Below are 21949 nucleotides of genomic sequence, written 5' to 3'. Positions count from 1 at the left end.
CCGCCCGATAGGGCGAAAGCGCCGGCACACGCCAGTCGCCACGGCCATCGCACCGCTCCATGACGAAGACGGCCCGCAGCAAAGACCTTAGCTCAGCTCTACACCGGCGACTGAACAAGCGGATTCGATCAGATGCCGCACGGTCCGGGCATCCCAGTCGAGCCTCTCGGGGACGTCCGCCCAGTAATTTGAGAGCACATGTGCAGCATGTCGCGCCTTTACCCCCAGACCGACGACCGTTCTGGCCGGAATCGCCATGATGGCGCGTTCAATCGGGTCAAGCGAGCTCAAGACCGCTTCGATGCGCTCTACACCGGGCACCACCACGGCGGAGATCTGCGATTTTGCATCCCAGGTGGCCCCAGCTGATTGCGCATCTTGCTGCTGGAGAGTTGCGAGTTCTGCGGAGAGCGCTTCAAAGCTGCGTCCGAGGGCAACGAGCACGGCGTCGGGATTGCTTTCGATGGCTTGCTCATCGAGCGTCAGACCACCTGGCTCGACGGTTGCCAAAATCCGCAGGGTTTCATCAAGAGACATCACCGAACTCCAGGCCGAAAACGGTCGGTGGAAGGTCGCCGACAGCCGATCGGTTGCAAGGGATCGACGTGCACCCAGCGGACGAAGTCCGCCTCTCCTTCTCGACGTGAGACGATATCGCCCAGTCGTATCAACATCAATACAATATCTGTTTCAGGCCGTCATCAATAGGTCCCAGACTGCCAGAGCCCCGTCACGACGCAATGCGGAGAGCTCGCATCGCGACGCAGGAAACGGCGTTGTCTTTGACGCCGGCTCATTTCACGCGACGTGCCGAGACGAAAGAGGTTGCGCTCGGCCAGCTTGGCCCACTCATGCCACGCAAGCCTGCGCTTGGCGAGCTACCGAAATTGGTGGTGCTACACCAGCGGCGGAGTCACTGGCCAGAAAGCTCGTCCGGCGTCCGCAGTGCGGCCTATTGCTGCGTGCCACTATCGTCACTACGCGTCTTACGCGAGTAGCCAACGCCTGTTCGTCTCACTTGGCACAGCGCTGAACGCCTCCGTCATATCATGGGACGGCGCAATCAAACGCTCCGGTTGAGCAGACGGCTGCGACATGTCGCGCCTGAATTGAGCCAAGCCATGCCGCGCCGCGTTGCTGCGGACCCAAGCACGAACTGCCAGGTTTCAAGACAATTGACGCATTGCAAGCGGGCCGCTCAACAGCCGGAAAGCTCGCAAGACGGCACTCAGCCACTCGCCATCAGGGGTGCATCAATCATCCTCGTACTGCATCGCGCAGCTACCAAGGGGTTGATGCAACGTTCTCGACGAGCGACGCACCGACAAGCCGAGCTGGTCTGGAGCGAGTCGAACCGCAGGGAAGGATGAGGCGCCTGTAGTGCACCCGCAACCTGTCATTTCGGTGCGGGCGCCGGATGACGGCATCAACGTCGTCGAAGAGCGGCTTGCCTGTATGAAGCACATGGTCGTAAACGCCACGGACCCATTGGCCGTAATGATAGTCCGGCTGCTCCTCGAGCGGCAATCCCGGCGCATGCTGTTGCCAGGTTCTGCCGAAGCTTTCAAACCCCGAGCCGATGTCAGCGAAAATAAGCCGGCCGTCGACAGGCTCGATGATGACGAAGCGCTGCAGCGAGTGCAGATCGAGGAGGCCCTTCAGTTCGGTATTGTCGCGGCCCTGATCACATTCGAGCCATCGCATGAACAGGACCTCAAGAGGCTCTGCCTCTTTGGCAAGCGCAGTGATGGGCAACTCACGGCTTCTGAACACCGGCGACAGATGCAGGCGGGCTCGCGCGACCTCATCCCCGATATAGGTCATCGCCTGGCTGACCCTCGGGAACATGCACTCGACAACTTCATCGCCTGCTTTCACAACGATGATTCGCTCCACGGCCCTATCCGCGATGAAGTATAGCGCCGAAGCGATGCTGATCCCGCAGGCGGTCCTCGGCCTGAGCCGGATCCGGGCCGATCGACTGTCGATTATGGTGACAGCGACGAATCCCAGATTGTCGACCACATAGGACGAGAAATCAAAATCTGACACCGGGCATTGCAGGAATCGCCGCAAAACCGGCGAATGAGCATCCCAAGCCCGCCCATGATCGTCCAGAAGGATGGTTGTCATCGGATCCACGCCATCTTCAATACGAACGCGGCAGCGCGCCAGCGTCTCTGGCGCCCGTTGATGTATCGTCATCGGATCAGATCCGCCAAACGGCTGACCGGATGCTGAACGAAGCAACCAGTTGAACGCATATCGGCCCGCGCCGCTACTACAAGCTTAGGTAGCGGCCGGCCATCGCCATCCCTCCAGGCACGCGACTTTCCCCGGCGGCGCAAGCGGACGCGGCAGGGCCGCGGTCCTCCCCTTGCCAGCACGAACCCGGGCCTGCTCGCCGGCAGTGCTCGCCCTCGGCGAGATCGCCTCCCTCGCCCTCCCCACCGGAACCTATGCGCTGGTGTGACTACCAGAGTTAGTAATTGATCCCGGTATCGCAAAACTGTCAACTGGTGGTTGATGACAGACCCGCACGGGGAAGGGAGACCTTGCATGCTCACGCGACCGCAATCGATTCGTCATGCTGCAGATCATCGTCCGGAACTCGCCACTCGCGCCGCAGTGCTCCGCGAGCAGATCTGCTGCAATCGAGATCTGAGCTTTCTGATGGAGGCCCATGATGGGCTATCAAGCGCCGTCGCCGAGCGCGCCGGCTTCAGGGGCCTATGGGCATCCGGCCTGTCGATCGCCTGCTCTCTCGGCTATCGCGATGCAAGTGAGGCGTCCTGGACCCAGCTCATCGACGTCGTCGAACGCATGGTCGATTCGACTGATCTCCCCGTTCTCGTCGACGGTGACAGCGGCTTCGGCAATTTCAACAACGCGCGCATTCTGGCCCACAAGCTCCGTCAGCGGGGTGCCGCGGGTGTGGCCTTGGAAGACAAGCAGTTTCCGAAGATGAACTCGTTCGTCGGCGATCGTCATCCGCTCGCCGATGCCGGCGAATTTTCCGGGCGTCTGCGTGCCGTGAAAGATGCGGTTGGAGACGAACTCGTCCTCGTCGCCCGCATCGAGGCCTTGATCGCCGGCCATGGCATGGACGAGGCCCTTCACCGCGCTCACGCCTATGCGGACGCCGGAGCGGACGCCATTCTCATTCATTCCCGGAAGAGCACGGCGGACGAGATTTTCGCCTTCGCCAATGGTTGGCAGAACCGCCTCCCCGTCGTGATCGTCCCAACGAAATACTATCGGACCCCCGCGTCCGCTTTTCGTGCTGCCGGCATCTCGACCGTGATCTGGGCCAATCATTCGATGCGCGCCGCGACAAGCGCGATGCGCAATGTCTGCGAACGCATCATCACCGAGCAGAGCATCGCCGGGATCGAGGCTGAGGTCGCGACCCTCGAGGATGTCTTCTCGCTGTTTCACTACGACGAGCTCGCGCGCGCCGAGGCCCGATACCTGCCCGTGAATGCCGCGCCAGGCCAGCCAGACTGACCGAACAACTCATGCCGTTCTCGTAAAGGATCAAACCCATGACCCCGACTGCACTCGCATCTCGCATCGACACACCGACCGATGTCTCACAGGTCGACCGCCCCGACATTGCCCAGGTCATCAAGTGGCGGGATAGCTCATACGCCGCCGACCTCTACATTGCAGCGGTGTCCTGGCTCGACCTGTTCACCTATCTGGACGGTCATCCCGTCTCTGAAGACGAACTGCGGGAGCATTTCTCGCTTCGTGACCGGCCGACACGTACAATGATCAGGCTCTTCGAATCCTGGGGCCTGATTGCCCGCGAGGGCGGAAAACTTCACGCCACCATCGAAGCCGTCCGATATCTCAGCAGCCGATCCGACGAGAATGTCGCCTCCTACATCGCCACAATGAAGTACAAGTCGTCGGTTCGCGAGCTGTACGACGTCCTGCGGAACGACGGCTCCGACACCTGGCATGTCGCGCGCGGCGACACGACCAGCTGGGACGATCTGATGCAGACGGATGAGTTCGCGGACCTCAACACGCGCGGCATGGAGGAGCGCGGCCGGATCTTTGCCCCGCATCTCGCTACCCTGCTCGATTGCAGCGGCGATACGTCCATGCTCGACATCGGCGGCGGCTCCGGCGTCTATTCCGCTCATCTGCTGATGCGATATCCTCGGCTATCCGCGACCATCTTCGAGCGCCCCCCGGTCGACGAGCTCGCGCGATCCTGTCTGATCGCGCGGGGTCTCTTTCCCGCCCGCGTCCGTATCGTCGCTGGCGACATGTTTGTCGACCCGCTGCCACGCGATGCAAGCCTTCATCTCTATTCCCACGTTCTTCACAATTGGGGACCCGAGAAGGTCCGCCTGCTGATGCGCAAGTCCCACGACAGCCTCCAGCCCGGTGGCCGCATTGCTGTCTACAGCTGCCATCCCGACGATCGCGGCGGGCGTCCGGCCCCGACCGCCGAAGCTGAATATTCGGTGCTCCTGACCACGGGCTACGAAGGCTGCTGCTACAGCTTTGAAGACATGCGCGGGATGCTCGAACAGGCCGGCTTCGGGCAGGTCGAGTACCACAGATCGCTCTGCAATCGCAGCCTGATCGTGGCGAAGAAACTCAGTTGAGGTCACAGGACGTCGATTCATTGGGGGCGGCAGAGCCGCTCCCAATGCCCTTGTGCAGGAGCAGAGACATGTCCGTGCCGACGAGCGTTCTTCTATCGAGATTGAGTGCAGCAGGCTATACGTTCTTCTCGGGCGTTCCGTGCTCCCACTTCGCTGACCTGTTTGAGAGGGCGGCCGAAAGCAGCGCGTTGACGGACGTACCCGCGGCCAACGAGGGCAGCGCGGTGGCGCTCGCCGCTGGCGCTGCGCTGTCTGGCCAGCGAGCCGTCGTCGCGCTGCAAAACTCCGGTCTTGGTCACGTCGTCAATCCACTCACCTCGTTGTTGATGGTCAACAGGATCCCGGTCCTGTTGCTGATCTCGGTGCGAGGGCATCCCGACGAGAGCGCAGATGAGCCGCAGCACATCTTCATGGGTGCCGCGACGAAGGCGATCCTTGATCAGCTCGCCGTCGACTGGGACGAGTTCGACGGAACGACGGGCGGACTGGATCGGCTTCTCATCCGCGCCGCTGAAGCGCATCGGCAGGAGGCACCTTTTGCTGTGCTGTTGCGAAAGGGCCAGCTCACGCCGAGCTCCGCGGGAGCGGCCCCCGACGCACCGCTCGATTACCCGCTCAGCGCGGGAGAGGCGATCGAACTGATCTGCCAGCGGCTCGATCCGACCACGTCGATCGTCTCGACGACCGGATTCATCACGCGAGAGCTCTTCCGGGTCAACGATCGTCCCGAGAATTTCTACATGCAGGGCTCGCTCGGGCACTGCAGCGCATTGGCGGCAGGCCTCGCCATCGCCATGCCCAACCGTCCTGTGCTCGCACTGGATGGCGACGGCGGCGCGTTGATGCACATGGGCGTCATGTCCACGATTGGCCACACCAAACCCCAGAACCTCATCCATGTCGTGCTCGACAATGAAAGTTATGCGTCCACCGGTGGCCAGGCCTCGACGTCACGAAGCTCGTCCCTGGATCTTGTCGCATCCGCCTGCGGCTATCGCTCGTCGGTGCGTTGTGCCGAAGCCGGGCATATCCTGACAGCAATGGAGCACTGTGCGACGACGCGGGGCCCGCATTTCCTGCTTTGCAAGATCAATCGTTGCCATCCCGCAACGCTTCCGCGCGTGACCACCCGCCATACGCCTGTCGGGAACAAGCGCCGATTCCAGGACGCCATGTGGCGCTACGTTCTTGAACCTTCAGCTGCCGGCTAAAGGGGAAACGATGTGATGGTCCGCAAGACGTCTGCTTCGGCAGCCCTCTGCCTGATCTTCGTGATCCTGATCTGGGGTATGAACTGGCTCGTCATAAAGGACGCGCTGCAGATCGCGCCGCCCCTGTTCTTTACAGGACTGCGTCTTCTCGGCGGCGCGGTGGCGATCGCGGTGGCGCGCCTTGCCTTGGGGTATCAGCTCCGCATCGGCGATCGCGGACGGCTCAACCTGATTGCCGTGGGCATGCTGCAGATGGCCTGCGGGCTGGGCCTGAGCCTCGTTGGACTCCAATATCTGGACGTCGGCCGAAGTGCTCTCATTTTCTATACGATGCCGCTCTGGCTTGCGATCATTGAGTGGGTCTTGGACGGAAGGCGGCAGACCGGCTTCGAGCTTGGAGCGATCGGGAGCGGGCTTGGTGGCATCATGTTGTTGAGCGCCAATGGCCTCGGGCCAACGGCTGCGCCAATGACTTTGGACGACGCGGAAGGGGTTGCCCTGCTGCTGATTGCGGCCATCTGCTGGGCCTTGGGAACGTGGCTCGCCAACCGAGCTCACAGCGATATCGACGTCTGGAGCCGGACTACATTCCAGCTCGCAGCGGCAGGGATGGCGGTCATGATGGCCTCAGCCGTCCTCGAGCCGCATTTCGAGGTCAAGCGCCTTTCAGCTCTCGCCTTCCCGATCGCGTTCAACTGTATCGTAGCGACCGGCCTCGCATTCGTTGCCTGGTACTATGCGTTGGCTTCAATTCCGGCGCGGATCGCATCTCAGAGCCTCGTTCTCATTCCCGTCGTCGCGCTGATCTCAGCTCTCGTCCTGCAGGGGGAGGAGCTCGCGTTGCGCACGGTTCTTGCCAGCCTGCTGATCATCATGGGCGTTACGATCGTGATCTGGCAGCGCGAAGAGCAGCCTTCGCGCAACAAGCCGGCCAGAGCGCCTTTCAGCCAGATCGACGAGGCCGACAAGCCCCAAGCAAGCGTCAGCCAGCGCAGTCTTTAAGTTGAGGAGCCACGCATGCACGCTGTTGAGCCGATCTACCAGCCGATGCTCCTGGCTGGAGCATCAGCAGACGCGGATCGCGTCATTGAAGTCAGGAATCCCTTTTCCGGCGCGCTCGTCGGGACGGTACCGCAGGCAGAGCCACGTCAAATACGGGCTGCATTCGCGGCAGCCGCGGGCTTCCGCCCAAAGCTGAGCCGCCGCGAAAGGTCCGATATCCTGCTCGGCGCTGCGCGTGCGATTGCAAGAGATCAGGACCGGCTCGCACAGCTCATAACCGCCGAGACCGGTCTCTGTCTGAGGGACTCCCTGCATGAAACCAGGCGCGCCTGCGACGTCTGGTCGTTTGCCGCCCATGCGCTGATTCAAAATGATGGCGAGATCTACCCTGGAGACATCGGCGGAAACCCTCATCAACGGCGCATTTTTTCAATGCGTACGCCGATCGCGGGGGTCATCGCGGCCATCACCCCCTTCAATCATCCGCTGAACCTGGTCAGCCACAAGCTGGCGCCGGCAATAGCGACCAACAACCGCGTGGTGCTCAAGCCGTCGGAGCAGACGCCCCTGACGGCACTTGCGCTGGGCAGGATCCTCCGCGAACAAGGCTTGCCAGAGGGCATGCTCTCGATCGTGACCGGAACGCCGCGCGATCTTGGAGATTGCGTGTTCACCGATGAGGACGCCGAGCTCGTGACATTCACGGGGTCGGTTCGCGTCGGGCACCAGATCGCGGAACGGGCAGGTTACCGGCGGCTTGTCCTCGAACTGGGTGGGAACGATCCGTTCATCGTCCTTTCGGATGCGGACGTCGATCGGGCCGCGCATCTGGCCGTGCAGGGCGCAGTCAGACATTCCGGTCAACGCTGTACGGCCGTGAAGCGGGCGCTCGTCGTGGAGGAGCTTGCCGATCACTTCGCCGAGCGGGCCCTGCACCACATGCAGCAGCTCTCAACAGGCGACCCCAGCGACCCTTGCGTTGATCTCGGCACCGTCATCAGCGAAGACGCAGCCCAGCTGATTGCCAGACGCGTGGCCGGTGCGGTCGCGGCAGGTGCCAGGCTTCTGCTCGGCGGTGAACCTCGCGGCGCCTTTTATCCTCCCACGCTGCTCGATCATGTCTCGCCCGCTTGCGAGCTCGTTGCCGAGGAGACGTTCGGCCCGGTTCTGCCGATCATCCGATGCAACAATGATATCGACGAGATCATCAGGATTGCGAACGCCACCAAGTTCGGACTTTCCGCCGCCGTCTGCTCCAACCGCCTCGATCACATCACGAGGCTCATCGAGGGCCTCGCGGTCGGCTCGGTCAATGTGTGGGAAGTTCCCGGCTATCGCACCGAACTCACTCCGTTCGGCGGCATCAAGCAGTCCGGCCTCGGTCACAAGGAGGGCATCCTGGAGGCGATGCGCAGCTTCACGCAGGTGAAAACCTACTCCCTGCCCTGGCCGGTCTAGGGCCCTCGACCTGCTCGCCGGTTGCCACCGAGCGGGTCATCAAAGCGGTCGAGCCGCCGCGCCAGGAACGAAGCGGCTGCGCACGCAATGCGCACCTAGTCGATCAGCAGCTTCTCCGCCGCATTTTCATCAGTCACGAGAACATGACAGAGCCCGGCCAGCAGCGCGGCGCGAATGATCGCGACCTTCTGCAGTCCTCCCGCTGCCAGAACCCGGTGCTTGATCCGATGAATATGGTCCCAAGGCGGATTGATGGTCCGCCGCGACAGCGGATGATCCACTCGCTTGCCCCTGCGATCGAGGTAGTGGCCGCAAATGTCTCCGACCGCGCCGGCCGCTCGCAGCGATGTCCAGGTCTTGCGCGAGATGACGTTGTATTCGAGCACCTTTGACTGCTCGGAAAGGTCGATCGCGCTCAAGAGGGCCATGTCCAGACTTGGCACCATGGCCAGCACGGAGCGAACCGGCTCGCTGTCCACGATGAGGTCTCGGAAGGCCGCGTCGTCGACGAACATGGGCGCTGTGAGATAATAACAGCGGGCTCCGAGCGCGCGAGCGATCATCGCAGCGTTGTCGTACGGATTGATCGGCGCGCTTTCCGCCAATCCGCCGCAGAGCAGGACGACCTTGGTGTTCTGCCCCTGACGCGGCCTCAGGTTCTGGGCGGCTGCGTTGATCGTCCCTCCCCAGGTAATTCCAAGCGAGCCGTCCGCGGGGAGCCGTTCAGCGACGTAGTTGGCAGCTGCCGCTCCCAGAAACGACCTGACGTCCGGGTCGGTCATAGGGGTTGGGACCACGATGGCTTGCGTCAAGCCGTATCGTGCAGCGAGCTCCGCCTCGAGTTTCGTTCTCTGCCCGGCGGGATCGGTGATCGTGATCTGTACGAAGCCGCTTTCCCGCGCGAGCCCGAGGATCCGATTGACGCGCTTCCGCGTCATGTTCAGCCGCTGCGATATCGCTTCCTGGGTCTGCCCTTCCTTGAAATAGTACCAGCATATTCTGGCAACCAGGACCCGGTCTTCCAGGATCGTATCGGCGTTGTCGGTCTCGCCGTCGCGCAGTTTCAGGTTTGAGGTGGTCACGTCACAGCCTGAGTCGGGTTTGGGTCAGGACCCATGTGTGCCCCGTCGCGGTCGCTACGACAACTGCCATCCCGAATAGCCCAATTGTACCGCATTCGTCACAAATGTGTCAGCGAACCCGGCTAAGCACCCCCTGCCAATAATGATAGGGGGCTGACCATGCGAAGCATTCTGCTGTCGGTTGCATTTCTCTCCGTCTCGATGAGTGCCGCATTGGCGGAATTCTCGGACGGCAAGGTCGTGATCGGCGTCATGGGAGATCAGAGCGGCGTGGTCGCCGACGTTGGTGGTCCTGGCTCGATCCTCGCGGCCCGGATGGCCGTTGCCGATTTCGGGAGAACCGTCGACGGCACCCCGATCGAGATCGTCACGGCAGATCATCAGAACAAGCCGGACATCGCCTCCAGCATCGCCCGCGAATGGTTTGACCGGCGCGGCGTCGATGCCATCGTCGATCTGCCGCATTCGGGCGTGGTTTTCGGATTGATCCCGCTCGCAACCGATAAGAAGCGCTCGCTTCTGATATCCGGCGCAGCCTCTACCGACATCACGGGCCGCTATTGTTCGCCCTATGTCACACACTGGACCGACGACACCTATGCGCTGGCGCGCGGCACTGCGGCGTCGCTGCTCGACCAGGGCTTGAAGACCTGGTTCTTCCTCACCGCGGATTACTCCTTTGGCCATGATCTGGAGGGAGTAGCCCAACAGGTCGTGGACGAGCGCGGCGGCAAGGTGACCGGCAGCGCTCGCCATCCGCTCGGCACCGCCGACTTCTCCACACTCCTGGTGAGGGCGCGCAGTTCCTCCGCCGAGGTGATCGCGCTTGCCAGCGCCGGTGCCGACACTGTCAACGCCATCAAGCAAGCCGGCCAATTCGGGATCACGCGGTCCGGGCAAAAGCTGGCCGCGCTACACGCCTTCGTAACGGATATCAATAGTATCGGTCTGGAGACCGCGCAGAACCTGATCATCAGCACCGGCTTCTACTGGAACGACAATGATGCGACGCGCGCATTCGCCCGGCGGTTTTTTGCCGCCCATGGACGGATGCCAACGCGTGAGCAGGCCGGCGTCTATGTCAGCGTGCTGCACTATTTGAAGGCCGCACGGGCAGGGAACAGCGACGACGCCGCTTCTGTCAACGACCAGATGCGGCAGCTGCCGGTCGACCGCTTCGGCAGCGTGGCGCACATTCAGGCGAATGGACGGGTGACCTATGACATCGGCGTCTATCGCGTGAAGGCGCCTGCCGAAAGCAAGGAGCCGTGGGACTTCTACGTCCGCACAGCCACGGTTCCTGCGAGCGCGGCATTCCGTCCCGCGTCGGCATCCGGCTGCAGCTCGCAGGCGGCCAAGGCGCAATAAACATGGTCGCCAGCGCCTCGCTCCAGGCTTTCGAAGATCCGAGAGCTGTCTCTGCCCCGCTGCCGACCAATCCCGTGCTGAAGGTTCGTGCTCTGACGGTTCAGTTCAAGGACTTCGTCGCCTTGAACGAGGTGTCGCTCGACCTTCGGGAAGGCTGCATTCACGCGGTGATCGGTCCCAACGGAGCAGGCAAATCCACCCTGTTCAACGCGATCAGCGGCTTCATCAAGCCCACCCGCGGTCAGATCGAACTGTTTGGACGCGACGTCACGGCCCGGCCTGCCAATCGGCTGGCCAGGCTCGGGCTGGCCCGATCTTTCCAGATCTGCGCGGTATTTCCCGAATTGTCGGTCGAGGAGAACATGTTGGTGGCGCAGGCCCATGCCAGCCCACCACTCCGGCTGTTGCGCCGCCGCGTCAGCGGCGATCTCGCCCCTCACAACGAGACTCTGCTCGCGCGAGCTGGCCTGACCTCCGACCGACGCAGGCAGGCGCGTGAACTCTCCTATGGCCGGCGACGCCTGCTCGAAATTGCAACCACGCTCGCCCTCAAACCTCGCCTCCTGCTTCTCGACGAGCCGACGTCGGGGCTCGGCCGGGAAGACATCGGTCCAGTCGTCGAGATGATTGCCGACGCAGCGCAGGATTGCTGCGTCCTGCTGGTTGAACACAATCTCAAGGTCGTCGAACGGCTCGCGGACCACGTCACCGTCCTGGCGAACGGCGCCGTTCTGAGCGACGGATCCTATCAAGACGTTGCGCGCGACCACCGCGTCCGCGCCGCCTATCTCGGTGCAGCCGCTGATGCTTGATCCGGAACGAAGCGAAGCAAGCCTTCCGCTTGCGATATCCAACCTCAAGGCCTGGTATGGCGAGGTCCAGGCGCTGTTCGGGATCGACTTCACCGTATCGGAGGGTGAGGTCGTCGTGCTGCTGGGCCGCAACGGCGCCGGCAAGAGCACCATCCTGCGCGCCATCATGGGCCTGTTGCAGCGGCAGTCGGGGCATGTGCTGGTGCAGGGGCGAGAGGTGCGTTCGCTGCGTCCATCGGAGCGCGCGCATCTTGGTCTCGGTTACTGTCCGGAAGAGCGAGGGATCTTCGCCAGCCTCACCGTGGCCGAGAACATGGCGCTATCGCCCACGCTGGGCGGCTCCGGCATGAGTGATGATGAGATCTTCGAACTGTTTCCGAATCTCAGGTCGCGGACCCGCCATCTCGGCGGGCAGCTGAGCGGCGGCGAACAACAGATGCTGGCGATCGGGCGGATCCTGCGATCCGGTGCCCGAACTCTGCTGCTGGACGAGCCGACGGAGGGGCTGGCACCCATCATCATCCGCCAGATCGAACAAGCGATCACCGCCCTCAAGCAGCGCGGCTACACCATCCTGCTGGTCGAACAGAACCTCGCTTTCGTGCTGGGCGTCGCTGACCGGGTTGTTGCAATCGAGAACGGACTGGTTGTCGACAATTGCCCGACCTGCGAGGCCGAGCGCATCGAAGCGCGCCTCTCCAAATACGTTGCCGTGTGAATCCTTATGTCAAACCTCGTTCTCTCCTATCTCACGATCGGTCTGGTCAATGGATCGTTCTATGCCCTGCTCTGCCTCGGCCTCGCATTGATCTTCGGGCTCTTGAACATCCTCAACATGGCTCACGGCGCGCTCTACATGATGGGTGCATTTGCCGCCTGGGCGGCCGTTGCGCGCCTTGGTCTTCCCTATCTCGTGGGCCTGTGTGCGGCTGCCGTTCTGGTTGGATCGACCGGGATGGTGCTGGAGCGACTCTTGTTGCGGCGGACCTACAGTCTCGATCCGCTCTATGGATTCATGCTGAGCTTCGGGCTCGCAACCGCGATCCAGGGCGGATTTCAGGTCATCTTCGGCTCTACGGGACTGCCCTTCACGACGCCCGCCTGGCTGTCGGACGTGGTCGATCTCGGCTTTGCAGTGTTCCCCGTCTACCGGCTGTGGGTCGTCATGGTCGCCTTTATTGTTTGCCTTGGGGTGTGGATCGCGATCGCACGAACCAAGGCTGGAGCGACGCTTCGGGCGGCTTCCGAGAACGCCACGATGGCCGAAGCGCTGGGCGTCCCGATTCCTGCGGTGATGACGGCAACCTTTGGGCTGGGCGCGGCTCTTGCGGGCCTCGCCGGCGCTCTTGCGGCGCCGATCTATCAGGTGAGTCCGTTGATGGGGTCCGACGTCCTGCTTGTTGTCTTCGCCATCATTGTGATCGGCGGGATGGGCTCCCTCGGAGGGACAATCCTGGCGGCCTACTGCCTGGCATTGCTCGAGAGCGCGACACTGGCGGTGTTCCCGCAAGCGGCCAATGTCATGATCTTCGCTTTCATGTGCATCGTCCTGTCGGTCCGGCCACAGGGCCTGTTCGGCATCGAGGTGCTGCGTCATCATTCCTTTGCCGGCATTCCTCCCCCGGTCACGGCCACGCCGGATGTACGCGCGGACAAGAAATACGAGCGCATCCTGATCGTCGTCATCATCGCAGCTGCACTCGCTGTCCTGCCGGCACTGCTCTACCCGATCTTCCTGGTCAAGATCTTCTGCTTTGCGATTCTAGCCGCGTCGTTCAACTTCCTGCTGGGGTTCGCCGGGGTCATGTCGTTCGGACAGGCGGCTCTCTACGGGACGGCCGCCTATGTCACCGCGCATGCGCTGAAGCACTGGGCGATGTCCCCGGAGCTGGCCATGCTGGCGGGGATCACTGCCGCTATTCTGCTCGGCATCGTCATGGGAGCGCTGGCGATCCGGCGGCGTGGCATCTATCAAGCCATGATCACGCTCGCCGTCGCCCAGATGGTCTACTTCGTGTTCGTCCAGTCGAGCTTCACGCATGGCGAGGACGGGCTGCAGGCGGTGCCGCGCGGCCTCCTGTTCGGTCTGATTGATCTGCGCAACGACCTCGCCGTCTATGCACTTGCCGTCGCAGCCTTCTGCTCCGTCCATTTCGGCATCAAGCGGCTGCTGTCGTCTCAGCTTGGGATGATGCTTGTCGCGGTCCGCGACGACGAGCGGCGCGCCCTGTCCCTTGGTCAGAATGCCCGGGGCCTCAAGCTGTTCGCCTTTGCGATCGCCGCCAGCTGTGCCGGCCTCGCCGGGTCACTGAGTGCGGTTGCCTTTCAGCTCGCGACTTTGTCCGGCGCGCACTGGCACCTCTCCGGAGAGGCTGTTCTGATGTGCCTCATCGGGGGCCTCGGCACATTGAGCGGACCCTTGGTCGGCGCCGCGGTCCTGGTCACGATGCAGCACTTTCTCGCTCCCTATGGGGCCTGGGTGCAGGTGCTCCAGGGCATCGTCTTCGCATCATGCGTCCTGACCTTTCGTGACGGGATGATGCCTCGACACGCGTTCGCCTGGCCTTCACGGCTCCGCGGGACCAGCGCCAGCTCATTCGCACCTGCCGAGACCCTCGAGGAGACGGGCCGATCATGACCATCGCGATCCCACACAGTCGGCGTCAGCTTTGCGAGATGGATGGCGATCCTTCGCAGCTGACAGCCACGGCTGCAGCTTCGGCCATACGCGAACGACGCCTCTCCGCGGCCACACTACTCGAGGCCTGCCTCGCTCGCATCGCGGCACGCGACGGCGAGGTCCACGCCTTCACTCATGTCGCGGTGGACGCGGCGCGCGAGCAGGCGTTCCTCGCCGACAAGGCGCAATCGGAAGGCCGGCTCTCCGGACCGCTCCACGGCCTGCCCGTCGGCGTCAAGGATGTCTTCGATACGATCGACATGCCATCAGAATATGGCAGCAGCCTGCTGCGCCACCGTCGCCCGGCAGCGGACGCCGCGGCGGTCGCGATGCTCAGGCGATCCGGCGCCATCATCATCGGCAAGACGACGACGTCGGAGTTCGGCATGTATCATCCAAGCGCTGCCCGCAATCCCAATGATCTTGGGCGCTCACCTGGTGTGTCTTCGGCCGGCTCGGCGGCAGCTGTGGTCGACCGAATGGTCCCTCTTGCACTCGGGACTCAGCACACCGCCTCGACGGTGCTGCCGGCATCATTCTGCGGAGCGTATGCCTTCAAGCCGTCGTTCGGGTTTGCAAGCATGGAAGGCTCCAACATCCTGGTGCCGCGGCTTGCGCAGATTGGCTATCTCGCGAGATCCGTCCAGGATCTCTGCTTGTTTGCCGGCGCATTTGATCCCGTTGTCGACAGCGCCGCCGATCGGATCGGACGCCCTCCCAGGCTGGCTGTGGTGCGCGGACCGGGATTCGAGCAGGTCGCTCCGGACGCGGGCCAGGCTTTGACGGCCTTCATCGGTGCGTTGCCGGTTGCAGTCCACGAGCTGGATCTTCCGAGCGAGTTCGGCGGTGCGATCGAGGTGGCTCTTGGCCTTTTGAACGCTCATCTGGCGGCTCGCTTCGGCGATCTACCCCAGCATCTGTCTGCCAAGTTGTGTCCACCGCTGCAGGATGGAATTGCCGCAGGCCTTGCGCTCAGCGCAAAACGTTACATCGAGTTGAACGCGTTGGCCGATCGCTTGATCAGACTGACGTCGAAGCTGTTCGCGCAGCACGATGTGCTTGTGACCCTTTCGGCGCTGGGCGAGGCGACAAGGCTCGATGAAGGTCCCGGCTCGGGGAGTCTTGCCATGCCCTGGAGCCTGTGCGGTCTGCCTGTCGTCTCACTGCCGCTGCTCTGCGGCGCACACGGCTTGCCGATCGGTCTCCAGCTCATTGGGCGTCATGGCTCTGACCGTGAGCTGCTTCAGAGCGCCGCCTGGGTTGCTCACACCTGCCGCCTGCCAACACGGGTTGATCATTGATGCGATATTCATCCGCCACCGAGCCGACAACGGGTTCCGACACGCAGATCGAAGTGAACGGACGGGTCTACAATTGGCCGCGCGTTTCCACTGTCATCATCTGCTTCGACGGCTGCGATCCCGACTATATCGCAGCGGCGAGCAGCGCGGGCATCGTCCCTGCCCTCGATCGCATGCGACGCGACGGCTTTGCGACCACGGCGCTCGCGGCCATACCGACCTTCACCAATCCAAACAACGTTTCGATCGTCACCGGGGTCGCGCCCGCGCACCACGGGGTGTCGGGCAACTTCTACATCGATGCCGCGAGCGGAGAGGAGGTGATGATGGTGGACGCATCGCCGATGCGAGCGCCGACGATCCTTTCCGCCTTCTCCCGTGCCGGAGCCAAGGTGGCCGCCGTGACGGCCAAGGACAAGCTCCGCAAGGCGCTTGGCAAGGACCTCAAGGGAATCGTGTTCTCTGCCGAGAAGGCGGATTGCTGCAGCGAAGCCGAGAATGGCATTGCAGACGTGCCCGCGCGGATCGGCCGCTCCGTCCCTCATCAGTATTCGGCGGACCTGTCCCTGTTCGTCCTGGACGCGGGTCTCAGGCTCTTGGCGGATCATCGTCCTGATCTGATCTATTTGTCGCTGTCCGACTATGTCCAGCACGCCTACGCACCGCACGAGCCGGAAGCCCTGGCGTTCATGGCCAAGGTGGATCAGAGGCTCGGCGCACTGCTCGCCGAGGGCGCGCTCGTCGGGATCGTCGCCGATCACGGTATGAGTGATATGGCGCACGCCGATGGTTCGCCCAATGTCATGTATCTCGGCGATCAGCTCGACGCAGTCTTCGGCCTCGGGCGGACGCGGGTGATCTGTCCCATCACCGACCCGTTCGTCCGCCATCACGGCGCGCTCGGCGGCTTCGTCCGGGTTCACCTCCTGGATCCAGTCCTGCGCGCCTCAGACGTCGTTTCGTTTCTCGCGGGGCTTCCGGGCGTCGGTCTCGCCTTGACCGGAGACGATGCGGCCGCCCGCTTCGAGCTGCCGCGCGACCGCGAGGGCGACGTCTGCGTGATCGCAGCAAAGGGAATCGCCCTGGGCGCCCGGGCGTGCGACCACGAGCTTTCCAACCTGGCGGGCGCAAGGCTGCGCTCGCATGGCGGTCTCGCCGAGCAGCGCGTCCCCTTCATCCTGTCTCATCGGCTTCGCGCGAGCCCGGGCGCGCCCGACGGGCGCAGTTTGCGCAATTTCGATATTTTCAGTGTCGCACTCAATGAGGTGGACCTTTGACCATGAAGCGTGTTGTCATCATGATCCTCGACGGACTTCGACGGGACCTCATTTCGCCTGCGACCACGCCCCATCTCGCAGATTTCGCCGCGCGCGCCGAATGGTTCGAGGACTACCGGACCGTCTTTCCTTCGTGCACACGCGTCGTGTCGGCGAGTGTTGCAACCGGATGCACTCCGGCAAGACATGGACTGCAAGGCAATTCCGTTGCCCTGATCGAATCCGGCAGGTTGGTGCTGCGCGACGCCGGAGATCCGCAGTTTCTGCAACACAAGCGCCGAGTCACGGGATCCTCACTGCAAGTGCCGACCCTGGCGGAACGCGTCAAGACCGTGGGTGGCCAGATCGTCTTCAGCAACGTGTCCCCCGGGGCTGCCTATGCCCATGATCCCGACGGGCATGGATTTGTCTATCACCGGGCCGGCTCGTTCGGACCTGGCCGCATTGAAGTCGCGGCCGGCGATCGATTGGACGTCACGCTGGACAGCGGCGGTGACGCCAGGATGACAGCCCGCTTCATCGACGACGTGATGGTGAAGCGTCGCCCGGCGGTCGGCATTTTGTGGCTTGGCGAACCGGACCACATTCAACACAACGCACCGCTCGGTTCTCCGGACCATCTTGCCGTGCTGGCGGAGGCGGATCGTCGGGCGGCCGAGGTGATCGCAGCCGTCGAAAGACAGCGCGACCAGGGCGAGGACATCCTCCTTCTGATCGGATCCGATCATGGTCATCAAACGGTCGAGGACATCGTCGACATCGATGCAGCGCTGATCACCGCGGGTCTCAAAGCCAACCCCATGTCCGACGAGATTCTGGCCATCTCGAACGGGACCTCGGCCTTAATCTATGTCGATTCCCAGCGCGGCCCCTCGCTGCAGAACGTGCGATCGCTTCTGGAACGCAGTGATTGGGCCGGGCAGGTCTTCGGGCCGGACGAGCTCGACCGCGTTGGACAAGCTCACACCGGCGGCCTTGCCTTTGCTGTGTCCATGCGGTCCAGCGACGTCCCCAACCGCTTCGGAATCCGCGGTTCGAGCCTCGCGGCCAAGCCTGCCCTCGGCAAGCCCGACCGACTTGGATGCGGACAGCATGGAGGACTCGGGACCTACGAGCAGGCTCCGTTCCTGATGGCATGGGGCGAAGGCTTCAGTCCGGGTCGGATCCGCAAGTCACCCGCGCGCGTCATCGACATCGCGCCGACAGTGCTGTCCCATCTCGGGCTGCCCCGCACAGGGATGGACGGCGAGGCCTTGCAGGCGGCAGCCTGGCGTTCCGAGACGCGCGCCATGACGGCCTGACGCCCGCGCTGTACACGCATTGGCCCAAACGATGTCCAACCAAGCATCTGTGGCCAATGCCTGCCGGCTGCACCGCAGCCCCCCATCCTGTCGATGCCCCCTGGGGCGAGCAGTTGTTCACTGGTGCCGAGAGCGCGTAGCCACTGCGCTGATCAGAGCGCCGGACTGTCGAAGAACGTCCGCCGCAGGCCGATGCGGCCACCGCTGAGATGATAGACATCGGCGAATCTGGCCCTCAAGGGACGCCCATTCTTGTCCTGGCCCGCAAAGCTGCCCCAGCAGGCGATCTGTTCGCCATTGCTCAGCACCTGCTCAAGCAGGTGCTCGCCCGAGGCCACGATGCGCTCGTGGCGATAGAACTGCATGATGGCCAACTTGCCGACAAAGGGCTCATATCCTGGACGCTCATAGACGGCACCGTCGTCCAGCAGGCTGGACAAGCCTGCCCAGTCGTGAGCGTCGATACACGCGAACAGGTGCCTGACATATGCCTCGGCTTCCCGGTGACCCAGCGGTCCCTGCATGCTTTCCCCCGCCATTGAGAGCCGGCTCTGCTCACATCGCCGCTGCGCGCGGATCGGATTCCTCGCGCCAGCTTACGCCCATGGCGGCCTCCAGATCGGCCAGCATCTCCTGCACCGGCATCCAGACAAGACCACAGCGCATCGATCCGAGCGGAGATACGACCAGTTCGACGCTCGACCGCTCGATCCGGGTGTAGCCGGTGCGATCCGCCATGCCGCCGGCAATCACAGCGTCGGCCATCATGCTGATCGTGAAATCCGTATTCCAGCGCGCATGAGCATAGGCACGCGAAATCCGGGGCAGGATTCGCGCCAACCCTCTGCCGCGAAAATCGCGCCGGTACCAGCCGGCGCCGGAAAACACGACCCTCCCCGCAATCGTCGACGCCACCGGGGTCGCAATCAGACAGCCGTCGCCGCGCGCCAAGGCGGCTGCCGGATCTGCGTAGAACATACGAAGCGAGATGGCTTCCTCGAACAGCGTCGTGGCTGTCCAGTCGTAGTACCGACCCGCCTGTGTCGCGACGATCTCCCCGTCCTTGTCTTTTCCGACCATGACGAAGGTGTTCTCAGCTGTCGCGCCGCCGAGGTCGGGCTGGAAGATCGGCACCAGCGGTCGCCAGCTGTCGGAATTTGCGCTGTTGATGTCGAGCAAATCCTGTAGGCTCGCAAAATAGACGCTGATGCCGCGCTCTTGGGCGGCGGTGTCAGCGGCGAGGAAGAAGCGTCCCAGGAGGCTGATCGGACCATGATCGATCTTCAGATTGGAAGGCACGCGGCCAGATTGAGGACAGCAATCCTGCATCGACATTCCTTGCCCTTTGCTACGTCACGCACATCAAACCGTGGCTGGCGACGATTGCATTTGATCTATCCTCTGTAGTTGTAGCGCGAATGACATAATTCTGGTTGATTGTTTCAAGCTGAGATTGATGCTTCATGGACGAACATCTTGGATACGGCATGAGGTAAGCGGACGTGGCGACTTCCAAACAGCTCCCTGACGGCCGCCCCGCTGCGTCCCGAAACCAAGGCAAGCGGCTCAGGAGGTCATCCAAGAAGCCCAATCATGTCGATCAGCATGTGGGAACGCGCTTGCGCCTGCGACGGAACCTGCTCGATCTCAGCCAGGATGACCTGGCAAGACGCCTCGGCGTGACAGCTCAACTCATTCAGAAGTATGAAGCGGGCGAGACCCGGATCAGCGCATCTCGGCTGTACGAAATCGCAAACCAGCTCGCTGTTCCGATCACGTGGTTCTTTGACGAGATTGACGTCAAGGCAGGCGCCGCTGTGCCAGAGGCGGCTCATGAGCAGACGGCGGACTTCAGTGAGCTTGTGACCAAACGCGAATCTCGCCAACTGCTCGAGCTCTATTTCGGCATATCCGACGAGCGGCTTCGCCGAAAGGTGCTGCAGATGGCTGAACTTCTCCGCTCGCGCGACGACGAGTAATGCGCTCAGGACATCGGCCAAGCCGAATGACTGAGTTTTCGCATCCCTCATGCAGTCCTTGCCCAGAGGGTCGACTCCCGCGGCGGCTGCGAGACGGACCAGCGCGCCGATCATGCTGATCGCCGTTGGCTACGCAGCAGATTTCGATAGCCGGCTCGGATCAGGGTCTGACCTGTTTGAACCAGCCGGATCGTCCGGCTGCGCAGGTCGTGCGTTTTCCATCCCCGATCTTCAACTCGCTCGGACCCGAACAGAACCGTGGCGATCGCCCGATAATTCTGGCCCTCGAGGCGGCCATCCAAGGCGCGCAGCGCAAGAACGAGGCGCCGGCGCTGCTGAATGGGCCCGGTGTGAGCCGGCAGCCGGATCGGACCTCGTCTCAGCGCCGTCCAAAGCCGATAGGCCGCGCGCGTCTGCAAATCGAAATCACGGTCGAGCGGCAGTTCGACAGCCACGGCCGTCCCCTTCGCCGGAAGCCGGGCGAGCATCAGCCGGTGCGTGGCGCCGCCCAACTGCAGCACCGCGTACCAGCCGTCGGACGCCCGTCTCAGCTCGATGCCGGGCGATCCGCGAAGGTCGAGATGAGAGAATGGCGCAAGCGAGCCTTGCGAGGTCGGAGCAACCCGAAGCACAGTCGGCAGCACTTCCGGCGCCCAGAATATGGCCTGAGCATCAAACCGGCGCATTGGGTCAGCCGCGAAAAGAAAGCCCCCATCGCTGCCGGAATTCAGGATCGGTCGGGCCGTCTTTGTCTTGTGCAAGCAGATCGCTGTAGTCTCGCCGATAGTCTGGATTACGACGTAGACATTCCCAGGCAAAGTCGGCCGCATCGGCTGTTTCGAGCTTCTTGTAAGACTCGGACGACCTCCAGTTGAACTCGCTCATTACACACTCGTCCCTGCCATTTCCACTCTCTCACCAAGGTTTGCAGAGGCTAGCAACGAGGGCTCCTGCACGTGGCTATCAATCTGCGGCGTTGACACCGATCGAGCGCAACACAGTGGATTTTGCGTATTCCAGGGACTTTCGGTTTCACTCAAATCGCGTGATTCCGGGCAGCGATGATGAGGCCCCGCTGCAGTCTGCGGCATACCAGCCTCGCCTCAGGTCCACTTGCTGAGGATTTCAGCAGATCGACGGCGGTCGCGCGACCCTATCAAGTTTGCTTACGCTCGAAGCTCACGCGCGCTCTCAAATGGCGCTCACATCCGTCTGAGAAGCGCTTCGTCCGCCCTTGGCAATGTCGGTCAAGCGATCTGGGCCACAGCTCAATCTGTGGGGGCGAGCTGATGTTCCAGCCATCGTGCAGCACGATCGGAGATCAGCTCCGGACGAAGTCCGGCTGCGCCGGTGCTCTTGTGAGGCGCCCCTATCGTAAGCCATTCCCCGAGCGCGCGCGCCCACCCTGCGGCAGGATCAATGGCCAAAAGAGGTGCAGCCAAGCTGCCCTGGCACAATGGGAGACGCCATACCGTTCCCTCAAGCACACATATGTCGTCGCGAACGATGACAGTCCAGTGCTCAACAAATCCGGACCATTCGAGCGCAGATGGTGGCGGTGACGTTCCTGTGCGCAAGCAGCCGAGCAGCTTTGCTGCGAACACAAGGTTCGCCTTTGACCCCCGCCAGTTCGTCCCGCAATCTGCCCGATGGGGACAGAGCAGACGGGCAGTATCCGCTCGTGCAAGGGAGGGAGCATCCGTTGCGACGCTAGGTCCGATGAAAACTGGTGTCTTGACCATGCCGGCCTTCTCGCTGCTCAAAACAAGATTTCAAACAGAGACTAAAGGTCGATCCGATTGACGTATGGCGCTTTCACGTCGACGGCGACCGTAGCGTCGTCTTCACCGCAC

The 21949-nt window shown here is 62.7% G+C and carries 20 protein-coding genes and 1 pseudogene; 14 read left to right on the top strand and 7 right to left on the bottom strand.

All coding sequences use genetic code 11. From position 1 onward, the window contains the following. Positions 1–87: 87 nt before the first annotated feature. Positions 88–537: a hypothetical protein gene (locus tag ACQR1E_RS31560; protein ID WP_316166708.1), complete on the bottom strand. Its 450-nt coding sequence runs from the start codon at positions 535–537 to the stop codon at positions 88–90. Positions 538–1281: 744 nt separating this feature from the next. After that, complete coding sequence (locus ACQR1E_RS31555) at positions 1282–2205, bottom strand: hypothetical protein (protein ID WP_434885778.1); 924 nt, start codon at positions 2203–2205, stop codon at positions 1282–1284. A 423-nt stretch (positions 2206–2628) separates the two neighbouring features. Here ACQR1E_RS31555 and aepX point away from each other — a divergent pair, with 423 nt between their 5' ends. The 5 genes from aepX (at position 2629) to phnY (ending at position 8296) form a co-directional block, all read left to right on the top strand. Continuing rightward, positions 2629–3507, top strand: coding sequence for a phosphoenolpyruvate mutase (aepX, locus tag ACQR1E_RS31550; RefSeq protein ID WP_316171877.1), 879 nt, complete (start codon positions 2629–2631; stop codon positions 3505–3507). Positions 3508–3674: 167 nt separating this feature from the next. Further along, positions 3675–4625: a methyltransferase gene (locus ACQR1E_RS31545; RefSeq protein WP_316171851.1), complete on the top strand. Its 951-nt coding sequence runs from the start codon at positions 3675–3677 to the stop codon at positions 4623–4625. Between the two features lie 68 nt (positions 4626–4693). Beyond that, positions 4694–5836: a phosphonopyruvate decarboxylase gene (aepY, locus tag ACQR1E_RS31540; RefSeq protein ID WP_316171852.1), complete on the top strand. Its 1143-nt coding sequence runs from the start codon at positions 4694–4696 to the stop codon at positions 5834–5836. Positions 5837–5851: 15 nt separating this feature from the next. Then, on the top strand, positions 5852–6838 hold the full coding sequence (locus tag ACQR1E_RS31535) for a DMT family transporter (RefSeq protein WP_316171853.1): 987 nt from the start codon (positions 5852–5854) through the stop codon (positions 6836–6838). Between the two features lie 15 nt (positions 6839–6853). Then, positions 6854–8296, top strand: a complete 1443-nt coding sequence (gene phnY, locus ACQR1E_RS31530) for a phosphonoacetaldehyde dehydrogenase (protein WP_316171854.1) — start codon at positions 6854–6856, stop codon at positions 8294–8296. 95 nt (positions 8297–8391) lie between these two features. On the opposite strand, the gene ACQR1E_RS31525 is transcribed toward phnY, so the two are convergent. Beyond that, positions 8392–9378, bottom strand: a complete 987-nt coding sequence (locus ACQR1E_RS31525) for a sugar-binding transcriptional regulator (protein ID WP_316166700.1) — start codon at positions 9376–9378, stop codon at positions 8392–8394. 159 nt (positions 9379–9537) lie between these two features. On the opposite strand from ACQR1E_RS31525, the gene ACQR1E_RS31520 reads away from it, so the two are divergent. The 8 genes and pseudogenes from ACQR1E_RS31520 to ACQR1E_RS31485 all read left to right on the top strand — a co-directional run bounded on the left by ACQR1E_RS31520 (position 9538) and on the right by ACQR1E_RS31485 (position 18117). Further along, entirely contained in the window at positions 9538–10746 is a 1209-nt protein-coding gene (locus ACQR1E_RS31520; protein WP_434885779.1) for an ABC transporter substrate-binding protein, read from the top strand. Positions 10747–10748: 2 nt separating this feature from the next. Continuing rightward, on the top strand, positions 10749–11558 hold the full coding sequence (locus tag ACQR1E_RS31515) for an ABC transporter ATP-binding protein (RefSeq protein WP_316171856.1): 810 nt from the start codon (positions 10749–10751) through the stop codon (positions 11556–11558). Continuing rightward, on the top strand, positions 11551–12276 hold the full coding sequence (locus ACQR1E_RS31510; protein ID WP_316186196.1) for an ABC transporter ATP-binding protein: 726 nt from the start codon (positions 11551–11553) through the stop codon (positions 12274–12276). The genes ACQR1E_RS31515 and ACQR1E_RS31510 overlap by 8 nt, the downstream gene beginning before the upstream one ends. A 6-nt stretch (positions 12277–12282) precedes the next feature. After that, positions 12283–13137, top strand: a pseudogene (locus ACQR1E_RS31505) (branched-chain amino acid ABC transporter permease); the annotation flags it as partial. A 6-nt stretch (positions 13138–13143) separates the two neighbouring features. Further along, positions 13144–14196, top strand: a complete 1053-nt coding sequence (locus ACQR1E_RS31500; RefSeq protein WP_316166925.1) for a branched-chain amino acid ABC transporter permease — start codon at positions 13144–13146, stop codon at positions 14194–14196. Then, on the top strand, positions 14193–15539 hold the full coding sequence (locus ACQR1E_RS31495) for an amidase (RefSeq protein WP_434897985.1): 1347 nt from the start codon (positions 14193–14195) through the stop codon (positions 15537–15539). The genes ACQR1E_RS31500 and ACQR1E_RS31495 overlap by 4 nt, the downstream gene beginning before the upstream one ends. Continuing rightward, entirely contained in the window at positions 15539–16816 is a 1278-nt protein-coding gene (gene phnA / locus ACQR1E_RS31490; RefSeq protein WP_316187375.1) for a phosphonoacetate hydrolase, read from the top strand. The genes ACQR1E_RS31495 and phnA overlap by 1 nt, the downstream gene beginning before the upstream one ends. A gap of 2 nt (positions 16817–16818) precedes the next feature. Further along, a complete protein-coding gene (locus ACQR1E_RS31485) occupies positions 16819–18117 on the top strand; it encodes an alkaline phosphatase family protein (protein WP_316171860.1) in 1299 nt (432 codons plus the stop codon). A gap of 152 nt (positions 18118–18269) precedes the next feature. Here the strand turns inward: ACQR1E_RS31485 and ACQR1E_RS31480 are convergent, their stop codons facing one another. Further along, entirely contained in the window at positions 18270–18641 is a 372-nt protein-coding gene (locus tag ACQR1E_RS31480) for a nuclear transport factor 2 family protein (RefSeq protein ID WP_316187374.1), read from the bottom strand. 31 nt (positions 18642–18672) lie between these two features. Further along, a complete protein-coding gene (locus ACQR1E_RS31475) occupies positions 18673–19452 on the bottom strand; it encodes a hypothetical protein (protein WP_316187373.1) in 780 nt (259 codons plus the stop codon). 167 nt (positions 19453–19619) lie between these two features. Here ACQR1E_RS31475 and ACQR1E_RS31470 point away from each other — a divergent pair, with 167 nt between their 5' ends. Next, a complete protein-coding gene (locus tag ACQR1E_RS31470; RefSeq protein ID WP_316187372.1) occupies positions 19620–20096 on the top strand; it encodes a helix-turn-helix domain-containing protein in 477 nt (158 codons plus the stop codon). A 110-nt stretch (positions 20097–20206) separates the two neighbouring features. Here ACQR1E_RS31470 and ACQR1E_RS31465 read toward each other — a convergent pair whose 3' ends face one another. Continuing rightward, the gene (locus tag ACQR1E_RS31465; RefSeq protein WP_434897984.1) at positions 20207–20782 is read right to left on the bottom strand and encodes a DUF2285 domain-containing protein; all 576 of its coding nucleotides are present in this window, start codon (positions 20780–20782) and stop codon (positions 20207–20209) included. 4 nt (positions 20783–20786) lie between these two features. Further along, positions 20787–20981, bottom strand: coding sequence for a transcriptional regulator domain-containing protein (locus ACQR1E_RS31460; protein WP_315754303.1), 195 nt, complete (start codon positions 20979–20981; stop codon positions 20787–20789). Between the last annotated feature and the right edge of the window lie 968 nt (positions 20982–21949).

This window comes from Bradyrhizobium sp. HKCCYLRH1030, from assembly GCF_051168395.1.
In the GTDB taxonomy this organism is placed as follows: Bacteria; Pseudomonadota; Alphaproteobacteria; order Rhizobiales; family Xanthobacteraceae; genus Bradyrhizobium.
This window is presented reverse-complemented; position numbering and strand designations above follow the sequence as displayed.

Excerpts from the sequence above, each read along its gene's own strand:
- aepY (WP_316171852.1), top strand. The coding sequence starts at position 4,694 with ATGTCCGTGCCGACGAGCGTTCTTCTATCGAGATTGAGTGCAGCAGGC.
- ACQR1E_RS31475 (WP_316187373.1), bottom strand. The coding sequence starts at position 19,452 with ATGTCGATGCAGGATTGCTGTCCTCAATCTGGCCGCGTGCCTTCCAAT.
- ACQR1E_RS31520 (WP_434885779.1), top strand. The coding sequence starts at position 9,538 with ATGCGAAGCATTCTGCTGTCGGTTGCATTTCTCTCCGTCTCGATGAGT.
- ACQR1E_RS31555 (WP_434885778.1), bottom strand. The coding sequence starts at position 2,205 with ATGACGATACATCAACGGGCGCCAGAGACGCTGGCGCGCTGCCGCGTT.
- ACQR1E_RS31560 (WP_316166708.1), bottom strand. The coding sequence starts at position 537 with ATGTCTCTTGATGAAACCCTGCGGATTTTGGCAACCGTCGAGCCAGGT.
- ACQR1E_RS31515 (WP_316171856.1), top strand. The coding sequence starts at position 10,749 with ATGGTCGCCAGCGCCTCGCTCCAGGCTTTCGAAGATCCGAGAGCTGTC.
- ACQR1E_RS31485 (WP_316171860.1), top strand. The coding sequence starts at position 16,819 with ATGAAGCGTGTTGTCATCATGATCCTCGACGGACTTCGACGGGACCTC.
- phnY (WP_316171854.1), top strand. The coding sequence starts at position 6,854 with ATGCACGCTGTTGAGCCGATCTACCAGCCGATGCTCCTGGCTGGAGCA.
- ACQR1E_RS31460 (WP_315754303.1), bottom strand. The coding sequence starts at position 20,981 with ATGAGCGAGTTCAACTGGAGGTCGTCCGAGTCTTACAAGAAGCTCGAA.
- ACQR1E_RS31495 (WP_434897985.1), top strand. The coding sequence starts at position 14,193 with ATGACCATCGCGATCCCACACAGTCGGCGTCAGCTTTGCGAGATGGAT.
- phnA (WP_316187375.1), top strand. The coding sequence starts at position 15,539 with ATGCGATATTCATCCGCCACCGAGCCGACAACGGGTTCCGACACGCAG.
- ACQR1E_RS31535 (WP_316171853.1), top strand. The coding sequence starts at position 5,852 with ATGGTCCGCAAGACGTCTGCTTCGGCAGCCCTCTGCCTGATCTTCGTG.
- ACQR1E_RS31510 (WP_316186196.1), top strand. The coding sequence starts at position 11,551 with ATGCTTGATCCGGAACGAAGCGAAGCAAGCCTTCCGCTTGCGATATCC.
- ACQR1E_RS31465 (WP_434897984.1), bottom strand. The coding sequence starts at position 20,782 with ATGCGCCGGTTTGATGCTCAGGCCATATTCTGGGCGCCGGAAGTGCTG.
- ACQR1E_RS31480 (WP_316187374.1), bottom strand. The coding sequence starts at position 18,641 with ATGCAGGGACCGCTGGGTCACCGGGAAGCCGAGGCATATGTCAGGCAC.